The sequence below is a fragment of the Buttiauxella gaviniae ATCC 51604 genome, from assembly GCF_001654835.1.
In the GTDB taxonomy this organism is placed as follows: Bacteria; Pseudomonadota; Gammaproteobacteria; order Enterobacterales; family Enterobacteriaceae; genus Buttiauxella; species Buttiauxella gaviniae.
This window is the reverse complement of the sequence record NZ_LXEP01000036.1, coordinates 156,398-173,931: the sequence shown is the minus strand read 5'-3', so window position 1 is coordinate 173,931 and position 17,534 is coordinate 156,398. Positions and strand designations below refer to the sequence as shown.

The following is a 17,534-nucleotide window of genomic DNA, read 5'->3' as shown; positions in this document are numbered from 1 at the left end:
CTGCCTGTGTTATAAACAAACATTAGTATGTTGTAACTAATTTGGTGGCGAAATGACAAAATATGATTTGATTGAACGCCTTAACAGTACATTTCGCGAGCTCGAGCGAGATCTACGTCAGTTCAGTGAACAACTCGACAGCTACAGGTTGTTAGTTGGCCGTGTCTTTCAACTACCTACGGTTGATAAAGGGAATGAACACGATGCGGTAAGCAAAATCGAGGTGACACAACGACTAGGTAGAGAAGCACATCAGGCCACCCTCGCCCATTTCACTCATTTGTTTATCCAGCAGCAGTCCGAGAAAACCAGCAGTAAAGCCGCTGTGCGCCTGCCTGGTGCGGTTTGCTATCAGGTTGACGACACATCCCGCCTTCAGACTCAAACCCTGGTTCTTCGCATTAATCAGCGTAAACAGGAGCTTGAAAACATTATCAGCGTTGAGTCGGGACTGCCCAGCGTGCAGCGGTTTGAGTGGGTTCACCGCCAGCTTCCTGGGCTTATAACCCTTAATGCTTACCGCTCTATTACACTGTTGGAAAACCCTACTACGTTGAATTTTGGTTGGGCAAATAAACAAATCATCAAGAATTACTCACGCCGGGAAGTTATTGAAATACTGGAAAAGAGCCTCAAAGCGAATCGCGCTGTACCGCCCTATACCCGTGAGCAATGGGCGGAGCAAATTACCCGCGAGCTGAACTCCATTACCAACCTTTCAGATAACGTACGCCTGAAGATTAAACGCCCGGTAAAAGTACAGCCCGTTGCCCGCGCCTGGTACCAGGAGCGTAAAAAACAGGTACAACATGCCTGCCCGTCACCTTTGGTGGTGCTGTGTAATCTTGATAATGGCGAAATGCCACCGGATATGGGGGAGTTACTGAATTATGATGCGGAGAATATTCGTCATCGCTATAAGCCGGATGCGCAACCGCTACGGTTGGTAATCCCGCGCCTGCATTTGTACTGCGAGGAGTAAATGCAGGCGCGTCGGGCTTACTGTTTCATGCTGCCAACCATCTCTTCTGGCCGCACCCAGGCATCAAACTCGTCTTCACTCAGATAGCCAAGTTTCAGCGCTGAAGCTTTCAAAGTTAGCCCTTCTTTATGGGCTTTCTTGGCAATCTCTGCTGCTTTGTCATATCCAATATGTGGATTGAGTGCCGTCACCAACATCAGTGATTCGTTCAGTAATTGCGTAATGCGATCACGATTCGGCTCAATACCCACCGCGCAATGTTCATTAAAACTCTCCATGCCATCAGCCAGTAAACGCACCGATTGCAAGAAATTATGAATCACCATCGGGCGATAAACATTGAGCTCAAAGTTGCCTGACGCCCCACCCATATTCACCGCCACATCATTGCCCATCACCTGGCAGCAGAGCATCGTCACCGCTTCACACTGGGTAGGATTCACCTTACCAGGCATGATTGAGCTGCCCGGTTCGTTCTCAGGAATAGCGATTTCACCAATGCCACAGCGCGGGCCGGAAGATAGCCAGCGCACATCGTTGGCAATTTTCATAAGCGATGCCGCCAGCCCTTTTAGCGCACCATGCGCATGAACCAGCGCGTCACAGGTCGCCAGCGCTTCGAATTTGTTCGGCGCGGTGATAAACGGTTGCCCGGTAATTTCTGCCAGTTCTTTGGCGACACGTACTGCGTATTCCGGGTGGGTATTAAGCCCTGTCCCCACCGCCGTGCCGCCTAATGCGAGTTCGGCAACGTGCGGCAGACTGTTTTCAACATGCCTGAGATTATGCTCAAGCATCGCTACCCAACCGGAAATTTCCTGGCCCAGGGTAAGCGGGGTTGCATCTTGTAAATGAGTACGGCCAATTTTAACGATCTCGCGGAAGGCTTCCGCTTTACCCAGCAACGTCTCTCTTAATACGTTTAGCTGCGGGATAAGTTGTTCGCGTACCGCAATGACAGCGGCAACATGCATCGCCGTTGGGAAAACGTCATTCGAACTTTGGCTCTTGTTCACATCGTCGTTAGGGTGAACTTTTCGCTCCATGCCGCGCACGCCGCCGAGAATTTCGCTCGCCCGGTTTGCCAACACTTCGTTCATATTCATATTGCTCTGTGTACCCGAGCCCGTTTGCCAGATAGCCAGTGGGAATTCATCCGGGTGTTTACCCGCCAGAACTTCGTCGGCCGCCTTAATAATAGCGTTGCCCCGATCCTCCACCAGCAATTCGAGTTCCATATTTACCTTCGCGGCAGCTCGCTTGGTTAATGCCAATGCGTGGATCAGCGCCGTGGGCATTTTTTCGGTGGAAATACGGAAGTGCTCAAGTGAGCGCTGAGTTTGCGCGCCCCACAGTTTATCTGCCGGGACGTCGATTGGGCCCATTGAGTCTTTTTCACTGCGACTGGCTACCATTTCATTCTCCTTAGACGTTGAGCATCCCCCAAAATAATTCGAGGTGCGTCAAGGCGGCAAAGGAGCTTATCCCGATGAGCTTACATAAGTAAGTGATTCGGGTAAGCGAGAGCAGCCAACACAGACGTAACTCGAAGAATGAAGGGGGATAAAAAAACCGCCCTTGTGGGCGGCTTGAGTTATCTATTTCACACATCGCGTACATTGCGAGGCGTGTATTTTCTGGAAGAAGTCATTGCCCTTATCATCCACCAGAATAAAGGCCGGGAAGTCTTCAACTTCAATCTTCCAGATGGCTTCCATACCCAATTCCGCATATTCGACGCAATCAAGGCTCTTGATGCTCTGCTGCGCCAGAACTGCCGCCGGGCCGCCGATACTACCAAGATAGAAACCACCATGTTTATGGCAGGCATCCGTCACTTGCTGGCTACGGTTGCCTTTTGCCAACATCACCATACTGCCGCCGTTGGCTTGCAATAAGTCGACATAGGAATCCATACGCCCGGCTGTTGTTGGCCCAAGTGAACCTGATGCATAACCGTCTGGCGTTTTAGCTGGCCCCGCGTAATACACCGGGTGATCCTTGATGTATTGCGGCAAACCTTCGCCGTTGTCGATACGTTCTTTGAGTTTAGCGTGGGCGATGTCACGCGCCACAATTATCGTGCCGCTTAAAGAAAGGCGAGTTGAAACAGGATACTGCGCCAGTTGTTTTAGGATCTCACTCATCGGGCGGTTCAGATCGACTTTTACTGCCTCCCCTTCACCCGCCTGACGGAGTTCCTGCGGGATAAACTTACCTGGGTTGTGTTCGAGTTTTTCGATCCAAATACCATCGCGGTTGATCTTTGCTTTGATGTTGCGATCGGCTGAACAAGAAACACCCATGCCAATCGGGCATGACGCACCGTGGCGCGGCAAGCGCACAACACGGATATCGTGGGCAAAATACTTACCACCAAACTGCGCGCCAAGGCCAAGGTTCTGAGCTTCTTTTAATAACTCGTCTTCAAGTGCTACGTCGCGGAATGCCTGGCCATGTTCGTTACCTTCGGTTGGCAGACCATCATAGTATTTGGTTGAGGCGAGTTTTACGGTTTTAAGCGTCGCTTCAGCCGATGTACCGCCGATCACAAACGCCACATGATACGGAGGACACGCGGCAGTCCCGAGGCTACGCATTTTATCGACCAGGTAATCTTTAAGGCGGCCAGGACTCAGCAACGCCTTCGTTTCCTGATAGAGATAGGTTTTATTTGCTGAACCGCCGCCTTTGGCGATACAGAGGAATTTGTATTCAGCGCCATCAACACTGTAAAGGTCGATTTGCGCAGGCAGATTTGTGCCGGTATTCACCTCTTTGTACATATCCAGCGCCGCGTTTTGCGAGTAGCGCAGGTTATCTTCAATAAAGGTGTTATAGACGCCACGGGACAGCGCTTCTTCATCGCCACCGCCGGTCCAGACGCGTTGGCCTTTTTTACCCATGATAATTGCCGTGCCGGTATCCTGGCAGGTTGGCAAAATACCTTTTGCAGCGATTTCGGAGTTACGCAGGAATTGCAGCGCGACATACTTATCATTTTCGCTGGCTTCAGGGTCATTGAGGATATCGGCTACTTGTTGCTGGTGGGCCGGGCGTAACATAAACGAGGCATCGTGGAAGGCGTGTTTGGCGAGTAACGTGAGGGCTTTAGGATCAACTTTCAGGACTTCCTGCCCTTCGAACTCTGACACGGAAACATAATCGCTGCTGAGCAGGTAGTATTCTGTTTCGTCTTTTTTTAACGGGAACGGCTCTTGATAATGAAAGGCTTTGTTAGGCATTGTTCTCTCACTTACAACATCAAATACCCTTCATACTTCAAGCTGCAGGCGCGTTGGCTGCACTCAGTCGCCCGAATCACTTACTTCAGTAAGCTCATCGGGACTCCATCAATTGCCGCCTTCCTGCACCTCGAGTTATTTTGGGTATACGTTAGTTTTTATCTTTTCTGCGCAAAATGACACGCTGCGTTAGTAACACAAGTCAAAATATCCTACACAAATTTTTAACAAAAACTGAGACTAGTACGACTTTTTACTCGCCTGGTTACTTCATCTCAGATAATTGGTTTAATAGTCGGAACTTTATATACCTTACAACAGGGCTTGATAATGCAAAAACTCATTAACTCAGTGCAAAACTATGCCTGGGGAAGTAAAACTGCGTTAACGGAACTTTACGGCGTGGAAAACCCAGCAAACCTGCCTATGGCAGAATTATGGATGGGGGCTCACCCGAAAAGCAGCTCAAAAATTCTTGATAACGGCAAAGCTCGTTCACTGCGTGACGTGATTGATGCCGACAAACCCGCACTGTTAGGCAAGGCCGTTGCAGAGCGTTTTGGTGAGTTACCGTTCCTCTTCAAAGTGCTGTGCGCCGATCAACCCCTTTCTATTCAGGTCCATCCTAATAAAAAAGCGTCTGAACTGGGTTTTGCCAAAGAGAACGCAGCAGGCATTCCATTAGATGCCGCCGAGCGTAACTACAAAGATCCTAACCACAAACCAGAACTGGTGTTCGCATTAACGCCGTTCCTGGCAATGAACGCTTTCCGTGAGTTTAGCGATATCGTCTCTTTGCTCCAGCCAGTTTCCGGGGCTCACCCGGCGATTGCTCATTTCTTACAAGAGCCAAATGCGGAACGTTTGTCACAACTTTTCGCAAGCCTGCTGAATATGAAAGGCGATGAGAAATCCCTGGCACTCGGCGTGTTGAAGGCAGCGTTGAATAATCAGCAAGGCGAGCCGTGGGAAACCATTCGCGTGATTTCCGAGTTTTATCCGGACGACAGTGGCTTATTCTCACCACTGCTGTTGAACGTGGTGAAATTACAGCCGGGCGAAGCGATGTTCCTGTTTGCAGAAACCCCACACGCTTACCTGAAAGGTGTGGCTCTTGAGGTGATGGCAAACTCGGATAACGTCCTACGCGCAGGGCTCACGCCAAAATACATCGACATTCCTGAGTTGGTCGCAAACGTTAAGTTTGAGCCAAAACCTGCCGCTGAATTACTGACTCAGCCAGAGAAAAATGGCAGCGAACTGGACTTCCCTATTCCAGTTGATGACTTCGCCTTCTCATTGCACGATCTCGGCTCTCACCAAGTGCAGCTTGCCCAACCAAGTGCGGCCATTGTGTTCTGCACTGAAGGTGAAGCAATTTTAAGCAAAGACCAGCAGCAATTGACGCTCAAACCTGGTGAGTCTGCGTTTATTTCTGCGCAAGAATCACCGGTATCTCTCAGCGGTGTAGGTCGTGTGGCTCGTGTATTCTCTAAAATCTGAGTTTAAAGCAACTTACTGATCTTTTTGGGTAGGATTGCTAAGCTGTGTAGAATCAGTTTCTTCAATGCCCGCGGGCATTTCAATCATCTGCCGGAGGACTACCGGCAGATGCACTTAATATGGACTACGACAGAATGAAAAAATCACTGGTTGCAGTAGGTGTTATTGTTGCTTTGGGTGTGGTGTGGACTGGCACAGCCTGGTACACCGGTAAACAGCTCGAAGGCCGTATGGCGGAGATGATCAGCAACGCTAATACCGCATTGAACAAAGCCTCGCCCGAAGCTGGCTTGACGCTGGGCTACCAGGATTATCATCGTGGTCTGTTCAGCAGCACCATGCAGTTAGTCATCAAGCCAACCGCAGGAATGACAAGCGCGCTCCTCAAGCCTGACCAAACTATCGTATTTAACGAAACCATAGATCATGGCCCGTTCCCGTTCGCGCAACTGAAAAAATTCAATCTGTTGCCTTCCATGGCGTCAGTTCATACCACATTGATGAATAACCCAACCACCAAACCATTGTTTGATATTGCTAAAGGCCAGTCCTTTATTGATGCCCAAACGCGTATTGGCTATAGCGGTGACACCTCTTCTGATATCAACTTGCTGCCACTGAATTATGAAAATGGCGAACAAAAAGTTGCCTTTAGCGGTGGTGAGTTCAAGGCTGATGTGGATGCCCAGGGTGATAAAATTGCCGTGAGTGGCGAAGCGCAAAGCGGCCTGGTCAATACCGTCAACGAATACGGCCAGCACGTACAGATGACCTTTAACGGTATCAAAACCGAAGGCAATAGTGCGCGTAGCGAATTTATCGAGCGAATTGGTAGCCAGAAAGCCTCGATCGATAAGTTATCCATTTCCATCGAAGGAAAAGAAATGGCCGTTGTGGAAGGTTTTAACATCAACGCCAAATCTGAGCTTCAGGAAGATAAAAAGCATCTTACCGGCCAAATCGATTACGCGATTAATTCTTTGAAGATACAGAACAAAGATATTGGTAGCGGTAAGCTAACGCTCAAAATAGGCAATCTTGACGGAGCTGCGGTGCGCGAATTTAGCCAGAAATATAACGCTGAGTCGCAAAAATTACTGGCAGATCCTGCTTTCGCGCAGAATCCTGAAGCTTATCAGCAGCAAATTGTTGAGCTGTTTGCCGCCAACCTGCCGCTATTGTTGAAAGGTGATCCGGTGATTACCGTTGCGCCATTAAGCTGGAAAAATGCTAAAGGCGAAAGCAGCTTCAATCTCTCTTTGTTCCTGAAAGACCCGGCGCAATCAAAGGCTGAACCAACAACTCCGGAAGAACAACTGAACCGTGTGGTTAAATCTCTCGACAGTAAACTGGTTATTCCAGTCGATATGGCGACTGAGTTGATGACGCAAGTTGCACAGTTTGAAGGCTACCAGCCTGCCGAAGCAGCTAAACTTGCCGAGCAGCAAATCAAAGGTCTGGCCGCAATGGGCCAAATGTTCCGCGTGACCACTATGGAAGGCAACAATGTGGTTTCCAGCCTGCAGTACTCTAACGGTCAGGTGACACTGAACGGCCAGAAAATGGCACTGGGCGATCTGTTAGGAATGTTTGGCATGCCGACTATGAGTGAACCAGAAGCTGCCCCAGCACCAGAACTTGCAGCACCTGCCGCACCAGAAGCGCCAGCTGTTCCTCAGCAATAATTGTGAGCAATGCCTGGCTAAAGCCTCCCTTTAGGGAGGCTTTTTTAATTTTTTCTCACCACCAATCGTGCTGACATAATCTGACTGAGCGCACTGGTATCACCTTTCTGTGTACGTTGCAGGATACGCTGCCCAGCCATACGGCCTATCTCACGAGCAGGTGTAGAAACCCAGGTTAATGGCAAGTCATCCAGTTCATCGTCCATCACTTCAGCGAAAGCGGCCAATGCCACATGGCGGTCATAGTAACTATCGATACTTCCCTCGCCACTTTGTCTTCCAGCGCGCAGTAAACCAAACCATGCCCCCATCGCTACAGTGCTGTTGTGGCAGAGCACAGCAGTAATGGGCGGTGCCGAGAATATTGTTTCTCTCGATAACTGCATCACCCTCCTGCATATGTCATTGAAAGATATGGATTTGGTCGACAGTGCAGCACTGAAAAACCTCCGTGCCATCGGTGTGGTGCAACTCAACCAGTACAATCTGCAAGTGGTGATTGGTCCGCAGGTCCGGTCGGTGAAAGATGAAATGGCGCATCTGATGCAAACTGCTCAGGCGTAAACCATAACGGGCGCTACGGCGCCCGTTTGTTGCGAGGTAATATGTTCGATTTTTCCACAGTCGGTGACCGCCACGGAACCTGGTGTACTCAGTGGGATTATGTCGCTGACCGTTTCGGTGCCGCCGACCTCCTGCCCTTTACCATCTCCGATATGGATTTCCCTACCGCTCCAGTCATACTTGAAGCTCTGCAACAACGCTTATCTCACGGTGTATTAGGTTATAGCCGCTGGAAGAATGACGAGTTTCTTGGTGCGATCGTGCGTTGGTATCACACGCGTTTTAACAGTGTGATTAATAAAGAGTCGGTAGTGTACGGCCCGTCGGTTATCTTCTTGCATGGATAGATTTACGCCCATTGGGTATTGATGACAATGCGCTGCAAAAAGTGCTTATCGAGCAGCAAAAAGTCGCCATCATGCCGGGATATACCTACGGCGAGCAAGGAAAAGGATTTGTGCGACTGAACGCCGGCTGCCCACGAGTTAAGATTGAAGAAGGTGTGAAGCGCCTGATTGCGGCGATTAAATCTCTCCAGTGAAGTTAAGGGGAGAAAACTCCCCTTTTTGTTTGCGCAACGTAGCTATTTAGGTGCGTTTGTTCTTATACTGTTGCGCACTTAAATCAAAAAAAGAGTGCGACCATGATTGATACCACCCTGCCGTTAACCGATTTGCACCGCCACCTTGATGGTAATATTCGTGCTCAAACTATTCTCGATCTGGGACGCCAGTTTAATTTGCCGCTCCCGGCTGACTCCCTTGAAGCACTTCGTCCTCACGTACAAGTTGTGGAAACAGCACCTGACCTGGTGAGTTTCCTGCAAAAACTGGATTGGGGCGTTAAAGTCCTCGCGGATCTCGATGCCTGCCGCCGCGTAGCATGGGAAAACATTGAAGATGCAGCCCTGAATGGCCTGCATTATGTCGAATTACGTTTCTCCCCAGGCTATATGGCCATGACCCATAACCTGCCGGTTGCGGGTGTGGTGGAAGCGGTGATTGAAGGTATTCGCCAGGGTTGCCGTGATTTCGGTGTTGAAGCCCGCTTAATTGGCATTATGAGCCGTACTTTCGGCGAGGCTGCATGTCTGGCTGAGCTGGAGGCCCTGCTAGCACATCGCGATAGCATTACTGCCCTTGACCTTGCCGGTGATGAACTCGGTTTCCCGGGTAGTTTGTTCCTGAGTCACTTTAACCGTGCACGTGATGCGGGTTGGCATATCACCGTTCATGCCGGTGAAGCCGCTGGCCCGGAAAGTATCTGGCAGGCAATTCGTGAGCTGGGCGCCGAGCGTATCGGACATGGTGTTAAGGCAATCGAAGATCCGGCGCTTATGGATTTTCTTGCGGAACATGGGATTGGCATCGAGTCCTGCCTGACGTCCAATATCCAAACCAGCACGATAGCCTCAATGGATAAGCACCCGTTGATTACCTTCCTGGATAAAGGCGTGCTGGCAACGATAAATACTGATGACCCAGCCGTCCAGGGTATCGATATTATTCACGAATATAATGTGGCTGCACCGCAAGCAGGTTTGAGTGCGGCACATATCCGTACCGCACAAGAGAACGGTTTAAGAATTGCCTTCTTATCTGATGCAGAAAAACAGGCGCTGATTGCTAAGGTTCGCGCCGCGTAGCGCCAACAAGAGCTTGAGTCAGGAAGCTGACTCAAGCTCTCTTTTGTTGTTTGCGCGTAAATCCAATGCCATTAACACGAGTTTTTACCCTAAGTATCAATAATAATTGATGCTATTTTTAATCGTAAAACTTTCAACCTTCGGCGGTTTGACACTTTCATCGGTGATATTCAGTACACATTCCAGAGGGTTGAAATACCCGTCATAATCACAAGTTTGTTTGACCAAAGCGATAGACTTGCCGTTGAGGGTGCTTTCAGAGGTGTAATCGAGTTTTTTCTTATTGTCGCTACCGGATTTCGCCTTGATAGCCAAGGTGTCAGTTTTTGCTTTAGTTACCTTACCTAACGGATATCCATCAGCGTCGTAGTTGTAAACAATGGATGTCGCTTCACTGTGTGCTGCCACCACAAAACCTTTATCATCCGTCTCATAGGTAATAGCGCCACTCGGCAATTCTGCCAACTGGCATTTCCCCTGAAGCTTTACCCGTTTTTCACGGGTGATGGCGTCAAGATAGTAATTAGCATCCAACACCAGGGTTGCACCGGTATTGTTTTCCAGATCGTGAAATTCGAGCTCGTTGAAACACCCTTCTTCCGATATCAGGCCAACAATGCGTTTAACGACTTCGCCTTTTTCATTGATTAATGTCTGGCTGAAGTCTTTTACCGGCCCACGCAACGGGTCAAAATCAAATTCATTCGAGAAACTCGCCATTTCTGGCGTGTAAGAAAGCGTATTGTTCTGATTGTCACACCCGGCAACAGACGCTGCCAGCGCACAGAGGATAATGATTTTCTTCACGTAATTCCTGTCCCCGACTTGAAATGTAACAACAATGATATAAGCAAATACAACAATTTACACTGCAGATACTATTCTTACTACAGCCCCTCAACAGAAGGAAGATACGATGAAACGTTCAATTTGGCTTGGTGTATGCCTGTTGGTTGCAGCAACTCCCGTACTGGCCGCACAGACTTCCTGCGATACGGTCAAGGCTGACATTCAGCAAAAAATAATCAATAACGGTGTCCCTGAATCAGGCTTTAGTTTAACAATTGTTCCTAACGATCAAGCTGATAAGCCTGATGCCCAAGTTGTTGGCCATTGTGGTAATGATACGCAAAAAATCCTTTATACGCGTACCAGCAGCGGAAACTATCCGGTAAGCGGTGGTAGTACGCAGGATGGGTCACAAAGTGAGCCACAATAGCTATTAAAACGGATGTAGATGTCTAATGCATAGCAATTGCCAGGCAATCCGTAGAGAATGCGCGGCATAACTCGCGCAACAAGGAAGAGAATGATGTCTGAAACAACGCAACGACTGGCGACAATCGCCCTGACAGGAAGAGTGCTCGGTGCGCTTTTTTATCAAGAACCTAAAAGCCGGGATGTCGCATCACTGTATGCCTCACTTCAGGATCCATCCTGGACTGAGCAATGGCCAGTACAACATGAAGAACTGGCGAGTATCGCGCAGCGTATGGCGGAAGGTTTTAACTATGAGCCTGAGTCTTTGAGTGAAGCCTGGCAGCGCCTGTTCATCGGCCCGGATGCTTTACCTGCCTCGCCTTGGGGTTCGGTCTATCTCGATAAAGAACAAGTGCTTTTTGGTGATTCGATGCTTGAATTACGCCGCTGGATGCGTAAAAACGACATCTCCAACGAGCAAGATAACAACGAACCCGAAGATCACTTCGGTTTGCTACTGATGCTGGCCGCCTGGCTTGCTGAAGAAAGATTGCAGCCGAAAGTTGACGAACTTCTTGCCTGGCACATCCTGCCGTGGAGCGGGCGTTTCCTGGAGTTGTTTATCGCTAATGCTGAACATCCGTTCTATCAAGCGTTAGGCGAATTAACTCACCTGACACTTGCTCAGTGGAGTAAAGGTTTACAGATTCCTGTCGCACAAAAAGAGCTCTACTCCTAAGAATCTGAGTAACGGTGGAAGGCGTTCGCGCTTATCCACCGACTACTTTTCTCTTATCGATCCCGCGTATTAACCCCACATTATCCTACAGTTTCTCTCCGTCACTTCCCCTGCAAAAGTTACAACGTAACTTCACTCAGCTAATTTTAAGACAATTCTTTACAACCACGCTTTAAGCGAGGCGGCACAAGGCTAACTCGTTAATTTACACGCTAATCATTCACCAGGTAATTTCCCCATTTACTGGAATCATTCCCGCTGCGTTGCTATAGGTCAAAACACCCTGCCGACACAAGGCATAACAACAAGCGACCTCAAGGTTGCTATAACGTGCACCCAGGGAGACACACTGCAATGCATAATACTTCCATCGTAAAACGCACTTTTTTTGGTGCACTGGCAATAATCGTCGTCCTCGGATTATTGATTTGGGGAATTGGCCCCGAAACCATAGTCGCTCGTAAAGTGGATTTGCTTTATCTCGGGCAACAACACTTAATTTTGGTGTTTAGTTCGATGGCGCTGGCTCTGCTAGTGGGGATCCCAAGCGGAATTCTGCTCAGTCGCCCTGCTGCTCGCCGTTTCGCTGAATATGCGATGCAAATCTTTAACGTCGGAAATACCTTGCCACCGCTGGCCGTCTTAGCGTTGGCGATGGTGTTTATCGGGATTGGCGACAAACCTGCAATAATCGCGCTGTTCCTCGCCTCGCTGCTGCCAATTGTCCGTAATACCTACTCGGGTTTATCCGGTGTCCCTTCTTCGCTTATCGAAGCTGCCAACGGCATTGGCATGACTAAATGGCAACGCTTGCGCCAGGTTGAGTTACCCAACGCATGGCCAGTCATGCTTTCGGGCATCCGTATTGCAACAGCAATTAACGTGGGTACTGCGCCGCTGGCGTTTTTGATAGGTGCCAGCAGTTATGGTGAGCTTATTTTCCCGGGCATCTACCTCAATGATTTCCCGACACTGATTTTGGGTGCAGCTGCCACAGCGCTGTTTGCCCTGATCCTTGATGTTGCACTCGCGGGCTTAGGTCGCGTGTTAAGTCCCCACACAGTGAAATAAAAACAATAAAAAGGAGCCCGTCATGAAACCGTTTAAACCGTTACTTGCCGCACTCACCACAACGCTGCTATTCGCAGGTACTGCAAAAGCTGAACCTATCGTGCTGGCAACAAAAAGCTTTACCGAACAACATATTTTGTCTGCCATGACCACACAGTACCTGCGTAAGAAAGGCTTCCAGGTGACGCCGCAGACCAACATTGCCACCGTGATTTCCCGTAATGCGATGATCAACAAACAGGTGGATATGACATGGGAATATACCGGTACCTCATTGATTATTTTTAATCACATCAACAAACGTATGACCCCACAAGAGTCCTACGACACCGTTAAGAAACTTGATGCCAAACTCGGGTTGGTGTGGTTGAAACCTGCCGATATGAACAACACCTACGCCTTCGCGATGCAGCGCAAACGCGCTGAAGAAGAGAACATCAATACCATGTCGCAACTGGTGGCAAAAATTGAACAAATTCGCAAAACAGACCCGGATAAAAATTGGATGCTAGGACTGGATCTGGAGTTTGCCGGGCGTAGCGATGGCATGAAGCCTTTGCAGCAAGCCTACAACATGCCGCTCGACCGCCCGCAGATTCGCCAAATGGACCCGGGTCTGGTCTATAACGCGGTGCGCGATGGGTTTGTGGATGCAGGGTTGATTTACACCACTGACGGGCGCGTAAAAGGCTTTGATCTTAAGGTGCTGGAAGACGATAAGGGCTTCTTCCCAAGTTATGCCGTGACTCCTGTTGTGCGTAAAGAGACGTTAGCGGCGAACCCTGGGCTTGAGGAGGCTCTCGACACCCTCTCCGCATCACTCAATAACGACGTGATATCCACCTTGAATGCCAAAGTGGATATCGACCATGAAACCCCACAAAAAGTTGCGCAAGAATTCCTGCAGCACAAAGGCTTGCTCTAAGGAGGCATCATGGAAACGTTGCATTATATGATTGATAACGCAGGTTATCTTGGCAGCCTGACACTACAGCACTTGTGGTTAGTTTTATTAGCCGTGGGGCTGGCGATAATTATTGGCGTGCCGTTGGGGATTTTAATTGTGCGCCATAAATGGCTCGCCACACCGGTACTGGGTATCGCCACCATCGTGCTGACAATTCCTTCTATCGCACTGTTTGGTCTGATGATTCCGCTGTTTTCGCTGGTTGGACAAGGGATTGGCGTATTCCCCGCCATTACCGCCGTCTTCCTCTATTCGCTCTTGCCGATTGTGCGCAACACGCACACCGCTCTCGACAGCTTGCCTCCGGGCTTGCGTGAAGCCGGGCGTGGTATCGGCATGACCTTCTGGCAACGCCTGCGTTGGGTTGAAATCCCGATGGCCCTGCCGGTCATTTTTGGCGGCATTCGTACCGCAGTGGTCATGAATATTGGCGTAATGGCAATTGCTGCGGTGATCGGTGCTGGCGGCTTAGGTTTGTTATTGCTTAACGGTATCGGCAGCAGCGACATCCGTATGTTGATTGCCGGTGCGGTGATGATTTGTGTTTTGGCTATTGTGCTTGATTGGTTACTGCATCGTTTACAAGTGGTGCTGACTCCTAAGGGGATTCGATAATGATTAAACTGGAAAATCTCACCAAACAGTTCGTTCAGAAGAACGGCCAAACATTTAACGCGGTTGATAACGTCAGCCTGAATGTGCCTGAAGGCGAAATGTGCGTGCTGCTCGGCCCTTCTGGCTGTGGCAAAACCACCACACTGAAGATGATTAACCGCCTGATAGCCCCAACCGGCGGCAATATTCTGATTAACGGTAAAAACACTAACGAGCTGGATACCGTCACGCTGCGCCGCAATATTGGCTACGTTATCCAGCAAATCGGTCTGTTCCCGAACATGACGATTGAAGAAAACATTACCGTCGTCCCGCGGATGCTGGGTTGGGATAAAGCGCGCTGTAAAGAACGCGCCAGCGAATTAATGAGTATGGTGGCGCTCGACCCTAACCGTTTCCTGAACCGTTACCCACGTGAAATGTCAGGCGGGCAGCAACAACGTATTGGCGTGATTCGGGCACTGGCGGCGGATCCTCCGGTACTGCTGATGGACGAGCCGTTTGGTGCGGTCGACCCTATCAACCGTGAAGCTATACAGAATGAATTTCTGGAAATGCAACGTCAGCTGAAGAAAACCGTCATGCTGGTGAGCCATGATATTGATGAAGCTCTGAAATTGGGTGACCGTATCGCCGTGTTCCGTCAGGGGAAAATTGTGCAATGCGCCAGTCCCGATGAACTCTTAGCTAAGCCTGCCAATGAATTTGTGGGGTCGTTTGTTGGCCAGGATCGCACCTTGAAACGTCTGCTGTTGGTTCAGGCTGGTGATGTCACCGACCAACAACCGACAATTACCGCGCGTGAGTCCACACCGTTACCGGAAGCATTCTCTACCATGGATGATAACGACATGCGCTCGATAACCGTGGTGGATGGTGAAGGTAAGCCATTAGGCTTTGTGAAGCGCCGGGAAGCACGTGGTGCTATCGGCCCATGCTCTGAGTTACTGCACCCGTTCCGCGTGACCGGACGTGCGGAAGATAACCTGCGAATCGTGCTATCTAAGCTCTACGAGCACAACATGGTGTGGATGCCGATTACTGACGAAGATGGCCGCTACAGCGGTGAAATTTCGCAAGATTATATCGCCGATTACCTCAGTTCAGGCCGTACCCGCCGAGCGCTGAATATTTCGTAGTTTCAACGCCAATATTACTCTACTCCAGGTCGGATTAGCGCCAGCGACATCCGACAAAACAGCAACAAACGGTGGATGACGCTCACGCTTATCCACCTTACAATGCTTTGATGCGCCATCTAAACCACTTCCCCGATATGAAAGGCATGCTTCGACGGCTAATTTTCGCCGTCTGGATTGGCGTTGCCTCTGCATTGGTCGTCTGGCTGTTTCGCCAGTCAATGTATTTTCTTGAAGGCCTTTTCCTTGGCGATCATAGCGGAAGCCTGGTTGCCGCCGCTGCTGCACTATCGCCGTGGCGCAGATTACTCACTCCGGCTATTGGTGGTTTACTTGCGGGCACCTTACTTTGGGGCTGGCAACGCGCTACACGCCAGCGCCCTTCTGCTCCCACTGACTATATGGAAGCCATAGAAACCGGCGACGGGCGTCTTGATGTATCCGCAAGTCTGGTCAAATCGGCCGCGTCACTGATTGTGGTAGCAAGCGGTAGTGCCATTGGTCGCGAAGGCGCGATGGTATTATTGGCCACCGTTTTTGCTTCGGTATTTGCCCAGCGTTTCTCAAATAAAGATGAATGGAAATTGTGGGTCGCCTGCGGTGCCGCAGCCGGGATGGCAAGCGCCTACCACGCACCACTGGCTGGCAGTTTGTTTATCGCAGAGATTCTGTTTGGCACGCTGATGCTCGCCTCACTTGGCCCAGTAGTAATTGCTGCCGTCAGCGCCTTGTTGATGACTCATTTACTCAATGACGAACAAGCGTTGCTGTATACCGTGCGAGCGTTAAGCGCTCCGCAACCTATACAATACTTGCTGATGGCAGCATTCGGCCTGCTTGCAGGTCTTGCCGGGCCACTGTTTCTTTGGCTGATGTCACATAGCAGCAAGCTATTCCAGCGTTTGCATTTAATGCCTCCGCTACAGCTTGCGTTAGGGGGGTTGCTGGTTGGACTGCTTTCGCTGATTACGCCATTGGTTTGGGGAAATGGTTATAGCGTAGTGCAATCGTTCCTCTCACAGCCCCCGGCACTGCTGTTTGTCGCCGGTATTTTGGTTTACAAACTGGCGGCGGTGCTGGCAAGTAGCGGTTCTGGTGCGCCAGGTGGTGTCTTTACGCCAACGCTATTTGTTGGGGCGGCACTGGGAATGGTGGTCGGTCAATGGTTTGGAGTTTGGGAGTGGAGTGGCGATAGCATCGCTATTTTGTTGGCATTAACCGGAATGGCAACGCTTTTAGCGGCGACCACGCATGCACCGATTATGTCCACATTGATGGTTTGTGAAATGACCGGGGAATTTACTTTACTCCCCGGCTTACTGCTGGCGTGCGTAATTGCTTCTGCGCTTTCGCGCTGGTTACGCCCGCAAACGGTCTACAGTCAGAACGCTGCTAAGACGGGATAAATCGATGTAATTTGCCAGTTCACGCTGCTCTGCTCGAGGCAAATAAGGCAGTTCGCCCACCAGCGGTGCAGGCAATTTCTTGCTTAATACATCAATAATTTCTGCGTAGTGTGCAAGCCCTGGATTGATACGGTTTGCCACCCAACCAATCAGTGGCAAGCCATCATTGGCAATCGCCTGCGCTGTCAGCAAGGCATGATTGATGCACCCTTCCTGAATCCCAACCACCATCAACACCGGTAACTGTTCCTGAACCACCCACTCCGACAATGGACGTAAGTCGTTCATCAGGCTGCGCCAGCCGCCAGTGCCTTCGACAACAACATGATCCACCTGCCCGGCCAAACACTGCAGCCCATCAGACAGCAGCGAATAGTTAATCTGGCAGTTATGGCTCACGCTGCTTTCTTCTTCGCTAAGAGCGATAGGATTGATGGCTTCATAAGGTAAATTGACAGTGGAAACGCTTTGTAGAACTAACGCATCTTTGTTGCGTAGGCCCTCTGGCGTCTCTTTACTGCCTTTGGCTACCGGCTTATAGCCGACGACACTTTTGCCACTGGCTGCAAGAGCCTGCAACAAGGCGCGAGAAACCACAGTCTTCCCGACTGCAGTATCGGTACCCGTTATAAAGAAACGCGTAAGCATGACTAACTCCCAAGGTAATGCTTTAAGTACCCATCTAACTTCAAGTCGCAGGGACGGATATAGCCCGCCTGCAACTCAAATTATTTAGGGTATGAGTGATTAAAAATTGAATAATTCAGGAGTGA

At 49.9% G+C, this 17,534-nt stretch carries 15 protein-coding genes and 3 pseudogenes; 13 read left to right on the top strand and 5 right to left on the bottom strand.

Translation table 11 applies throughout. The features are described 5' to 3' along the window. Nucleotides 1-52 precede the first annotated feature (52 nt). Complete coding sequence (gene tus / locus M977_RS20500; protein ID WP_064518593.1) at nucleotides 53-982, top strand: DNA replication terminus site-binding protein; 930 nt, start codon at nucleotides 53-55, stop codon at nucleotides 980-982. A 17-nt stretch (nucleotides 983-999) separates the two neighbouring features. On the opposite strand, the gene fumC is transcribed toward tus, so the two are convergent. Both fumC and fumA read right to left on the bottom strand, forming a co-directional pair. Beyond that, nucleotides 1,000-2,397, bottom strand: coding sequence for a class II fumarate hydratase (gene fumC, locus M977_RS20495; RefSeq protein ID WP_064518592.1), 1,398 nt, complete (start codon nucleotides 2,395-2,397; stop codon nucleotides 1,000-1,002). A 183-nt stretch (nucleotides 2,398-2,580) separates the two neighbouring features. Continuing rightward, the gene (gene fumA, locus M977_RS20490; protein WP_064518591.1) at nucleotides 2,581-4,227 is read right to left on the bottom strand and encodes a class I fumarate hydratase FumA; all 1,647 of its coding nucleotides are present in this window, start codon (nucleotides 4,225-4,227) and stop codon (nucleotides 2,581-2,583) included. A gap of 330 nt (nucleotides 4,228-4,557) precedes the next feature. Here fumA and manA point away from each other — a divergent pair, with 330 nt between their 5' ends. Then, nucleotides 4,558-5,730: a mannose-6-phosphate isomerase gene (gene manA, locus M977_RS20485; protein WP_064518590.1), complete on the top strand. Its 1,173-nt coding sequence runs from the start codon at nucleotides 4,558-4,560 to the stop codon at nucleotides 5,728-5,730. 134 nt (nucleotides 5,731-5,864) lie between these two features. Then, a complete protein-coding gene (locus M977_RS20480; RefSeq protein WP_064518589.1) occupies nucleotides 5,865-7,415 on the top strand; it encodes a YdgA family protein in 1,551 nt (516 codons plus the stop codon). Nucleotides 7,416-7,459: 44 nt separating this feature from the next. Here M977_RS20480 and M977_RS20475 read toward each other — a convergent pair. Then, nucleotides 7,460-7,768 (bottom strand): annotated as a pseudogene (locus M977_RS20475) (Mal regulon transcriptional regulator MalI); the annotation flags it as partial. Here M977_RS20475 and M977_RS20470 point away from each other — a divergent pair. From M977_RS20470 to add, 3 genes and pseudogenes are all read left to right on the top strand, one after another. Continuing rightward, nucleotides 7,761-7,979 (top strand): annotated as a pseudogene (locus tag M977_RS20470) (PTS transporter subunit EIIB); the annotation flags it as partial. The pseudogenes M977_RS20475 and M977_RS20470 overlap by 8 nt on opposite strands. Nucleotides 7,980-8,020: 41 nt before the next feature. After that, nucleotides 8,021-8,520 (top strand): annotated as a pseudogene (locus M977_RS25020) (aminotransferase class I/II-fold pyridoxal phosphate-dependent enzyme). Nucleotides 8,521-8,622: 102 nt separating this feature from the next. Next, the gene (gene add, locus M977_RS20455; RefSeq protein ID WP_064518584.1) at nucleotides 8,623-9,624 is read left to right on the top strand and encodes an adenosine deaminase; all 1,002 of its coding nucleotides are present in this window, start codon (nucleotides 8,623-8,625) and stop codon (nucleotides 9,622-9,624) included. A gap of 96 nt (nucleotides 9,625-9,720) precedes the next feature. On the opposite strand, the gene M977_RS20450 is transcribed toward add, so the two are convergent. Beyond that, nucleotides 9,721-10,431, bottom strand: a complete 711-nt coding sequence (locus M977_RS20450; RefSeq protein WP_064518583.1) for a YnfC family lipoprotein — start codon at nucleotides 10,429-10,431, stop codon at nucleotides 9,721-9,723. A 109-nt stretch (nucleotides 10,432-10,540) separates the two neighbouring features. Between M977_RS20450 and M977_RS20445 the strand changes: the two genes are divergently transcribed. The 7 genes from M977_RS20445 to clcB all read left to right on the top strand — a co-directional run bounded on the left by M977_RS20445 (nucleotide 10,541) and on the right by clcB (nucleotide 16,761). Next, nucleotides 10,541-10,843, top strand: a complete 303-nt coding sequence (locus tag M977_RS20445; RefSeq protein WP_064518582.1) for a DUF1161 domain-containing protein — start codon at nucleotides 10,541-10,543, stop codon at nucleotides 10,841-10,843. Nucleotides 10,844-10,933: 90 nt separating this feature from the next. Then, complete coding sequence (dmsD, locus tag M977_RS20440) at nucleotides 10,934-11,563, top strand: Tat proofreading chaperone DmsD (protein ID WP_064518581.1); 630 nt, start codon at nucleotides 10,934-10,936, stop codon at nucleotides 11,561-11,563. Nucleotides 11,564-11,917: 354 nt separating this feature from the next. Beyond that, nucleotides 11,918-12,634, top strand: coding sequence for an osmoprotectant ABC transporter permease OsmY (gene osmY / locus M977_RS20435; RefSeq protein WP_064518579.1), 717 nt, complete (start codon nucleotides 11,918-11,920; stop codon nucleotides 12,632-12,634). A gap of 22 nt (nucleotides 12,635-12,656) precedes the next feature. Continuing rightward, the gene (gene osmX, locus M977_RS20430; protein WP_064518577.1) at nucleotides 12,657-13,559 is read left to right on the top strand and encodes an osmoprotectant ABC transporter substrate-binding protein OsmX; all 903 of its coding nucleotides are present in this window, start codon (nucleotides 12,657-12,659) and stop codon (nucleotides 13,557-13,559) included. Between the two features lie 9 nt (nucleotides 13,560-13,568). After that, complete coding sequence (gene osmW / locus M977_RS20425) at nucleotides 13,569-14,216, top strand: osmoprotectant ABC transporter permease OsmW (protein WP_064518575.1); 648 nt, start codon at nucleotides 13,569-13,571, stop codon at nucleotides 14,214-14,216. Then, entirely contained in the window at nucleotides 14,216-15,355 is a 1,140-nt protein-coding gene (osmV, locus tag M977_RS20420; RefSeq protein WP_064518573.1) for an osmoprotectant ABC transporter ATP-binding protein OsmV, read from the top strand. Before osmW ends, osmV begins: the two co-directional genes overlap by 1 nt. A 110-nt stretch (nucleotides 15,356-15,465) precedes the next feature. Continuing rightward, nucleotides 15,466-16,761, top strand: a complete 1,296-nt coding sequence (clcB, locus tag M977_RS20415) for a voltage-gated ClC-type chloride channel ClcB (protein ID WP_064518617.1) — start codon at nucleotides 15,466-15,468, stop codon at nucleotides 16,759-16,761. Here the strand turns inward: clcB and bioD are convergent. Continuing rightward, nucleotides 16,714-17,409, bottom strand: a complete 696-nt coding sequence (gene bioD / locus M977_RS20410; RefSeq protein WP_064518571.1) for a dethiobiotin synthase — start codon at nucleotides 17,407-17,409, stop codon at nucleotides 16,714-16,716. The genes clcB and bioD overlap by 48 nt on opposite strands. Nucleotides 17,410-17,534: the final 125 nt, after the last annotated feature.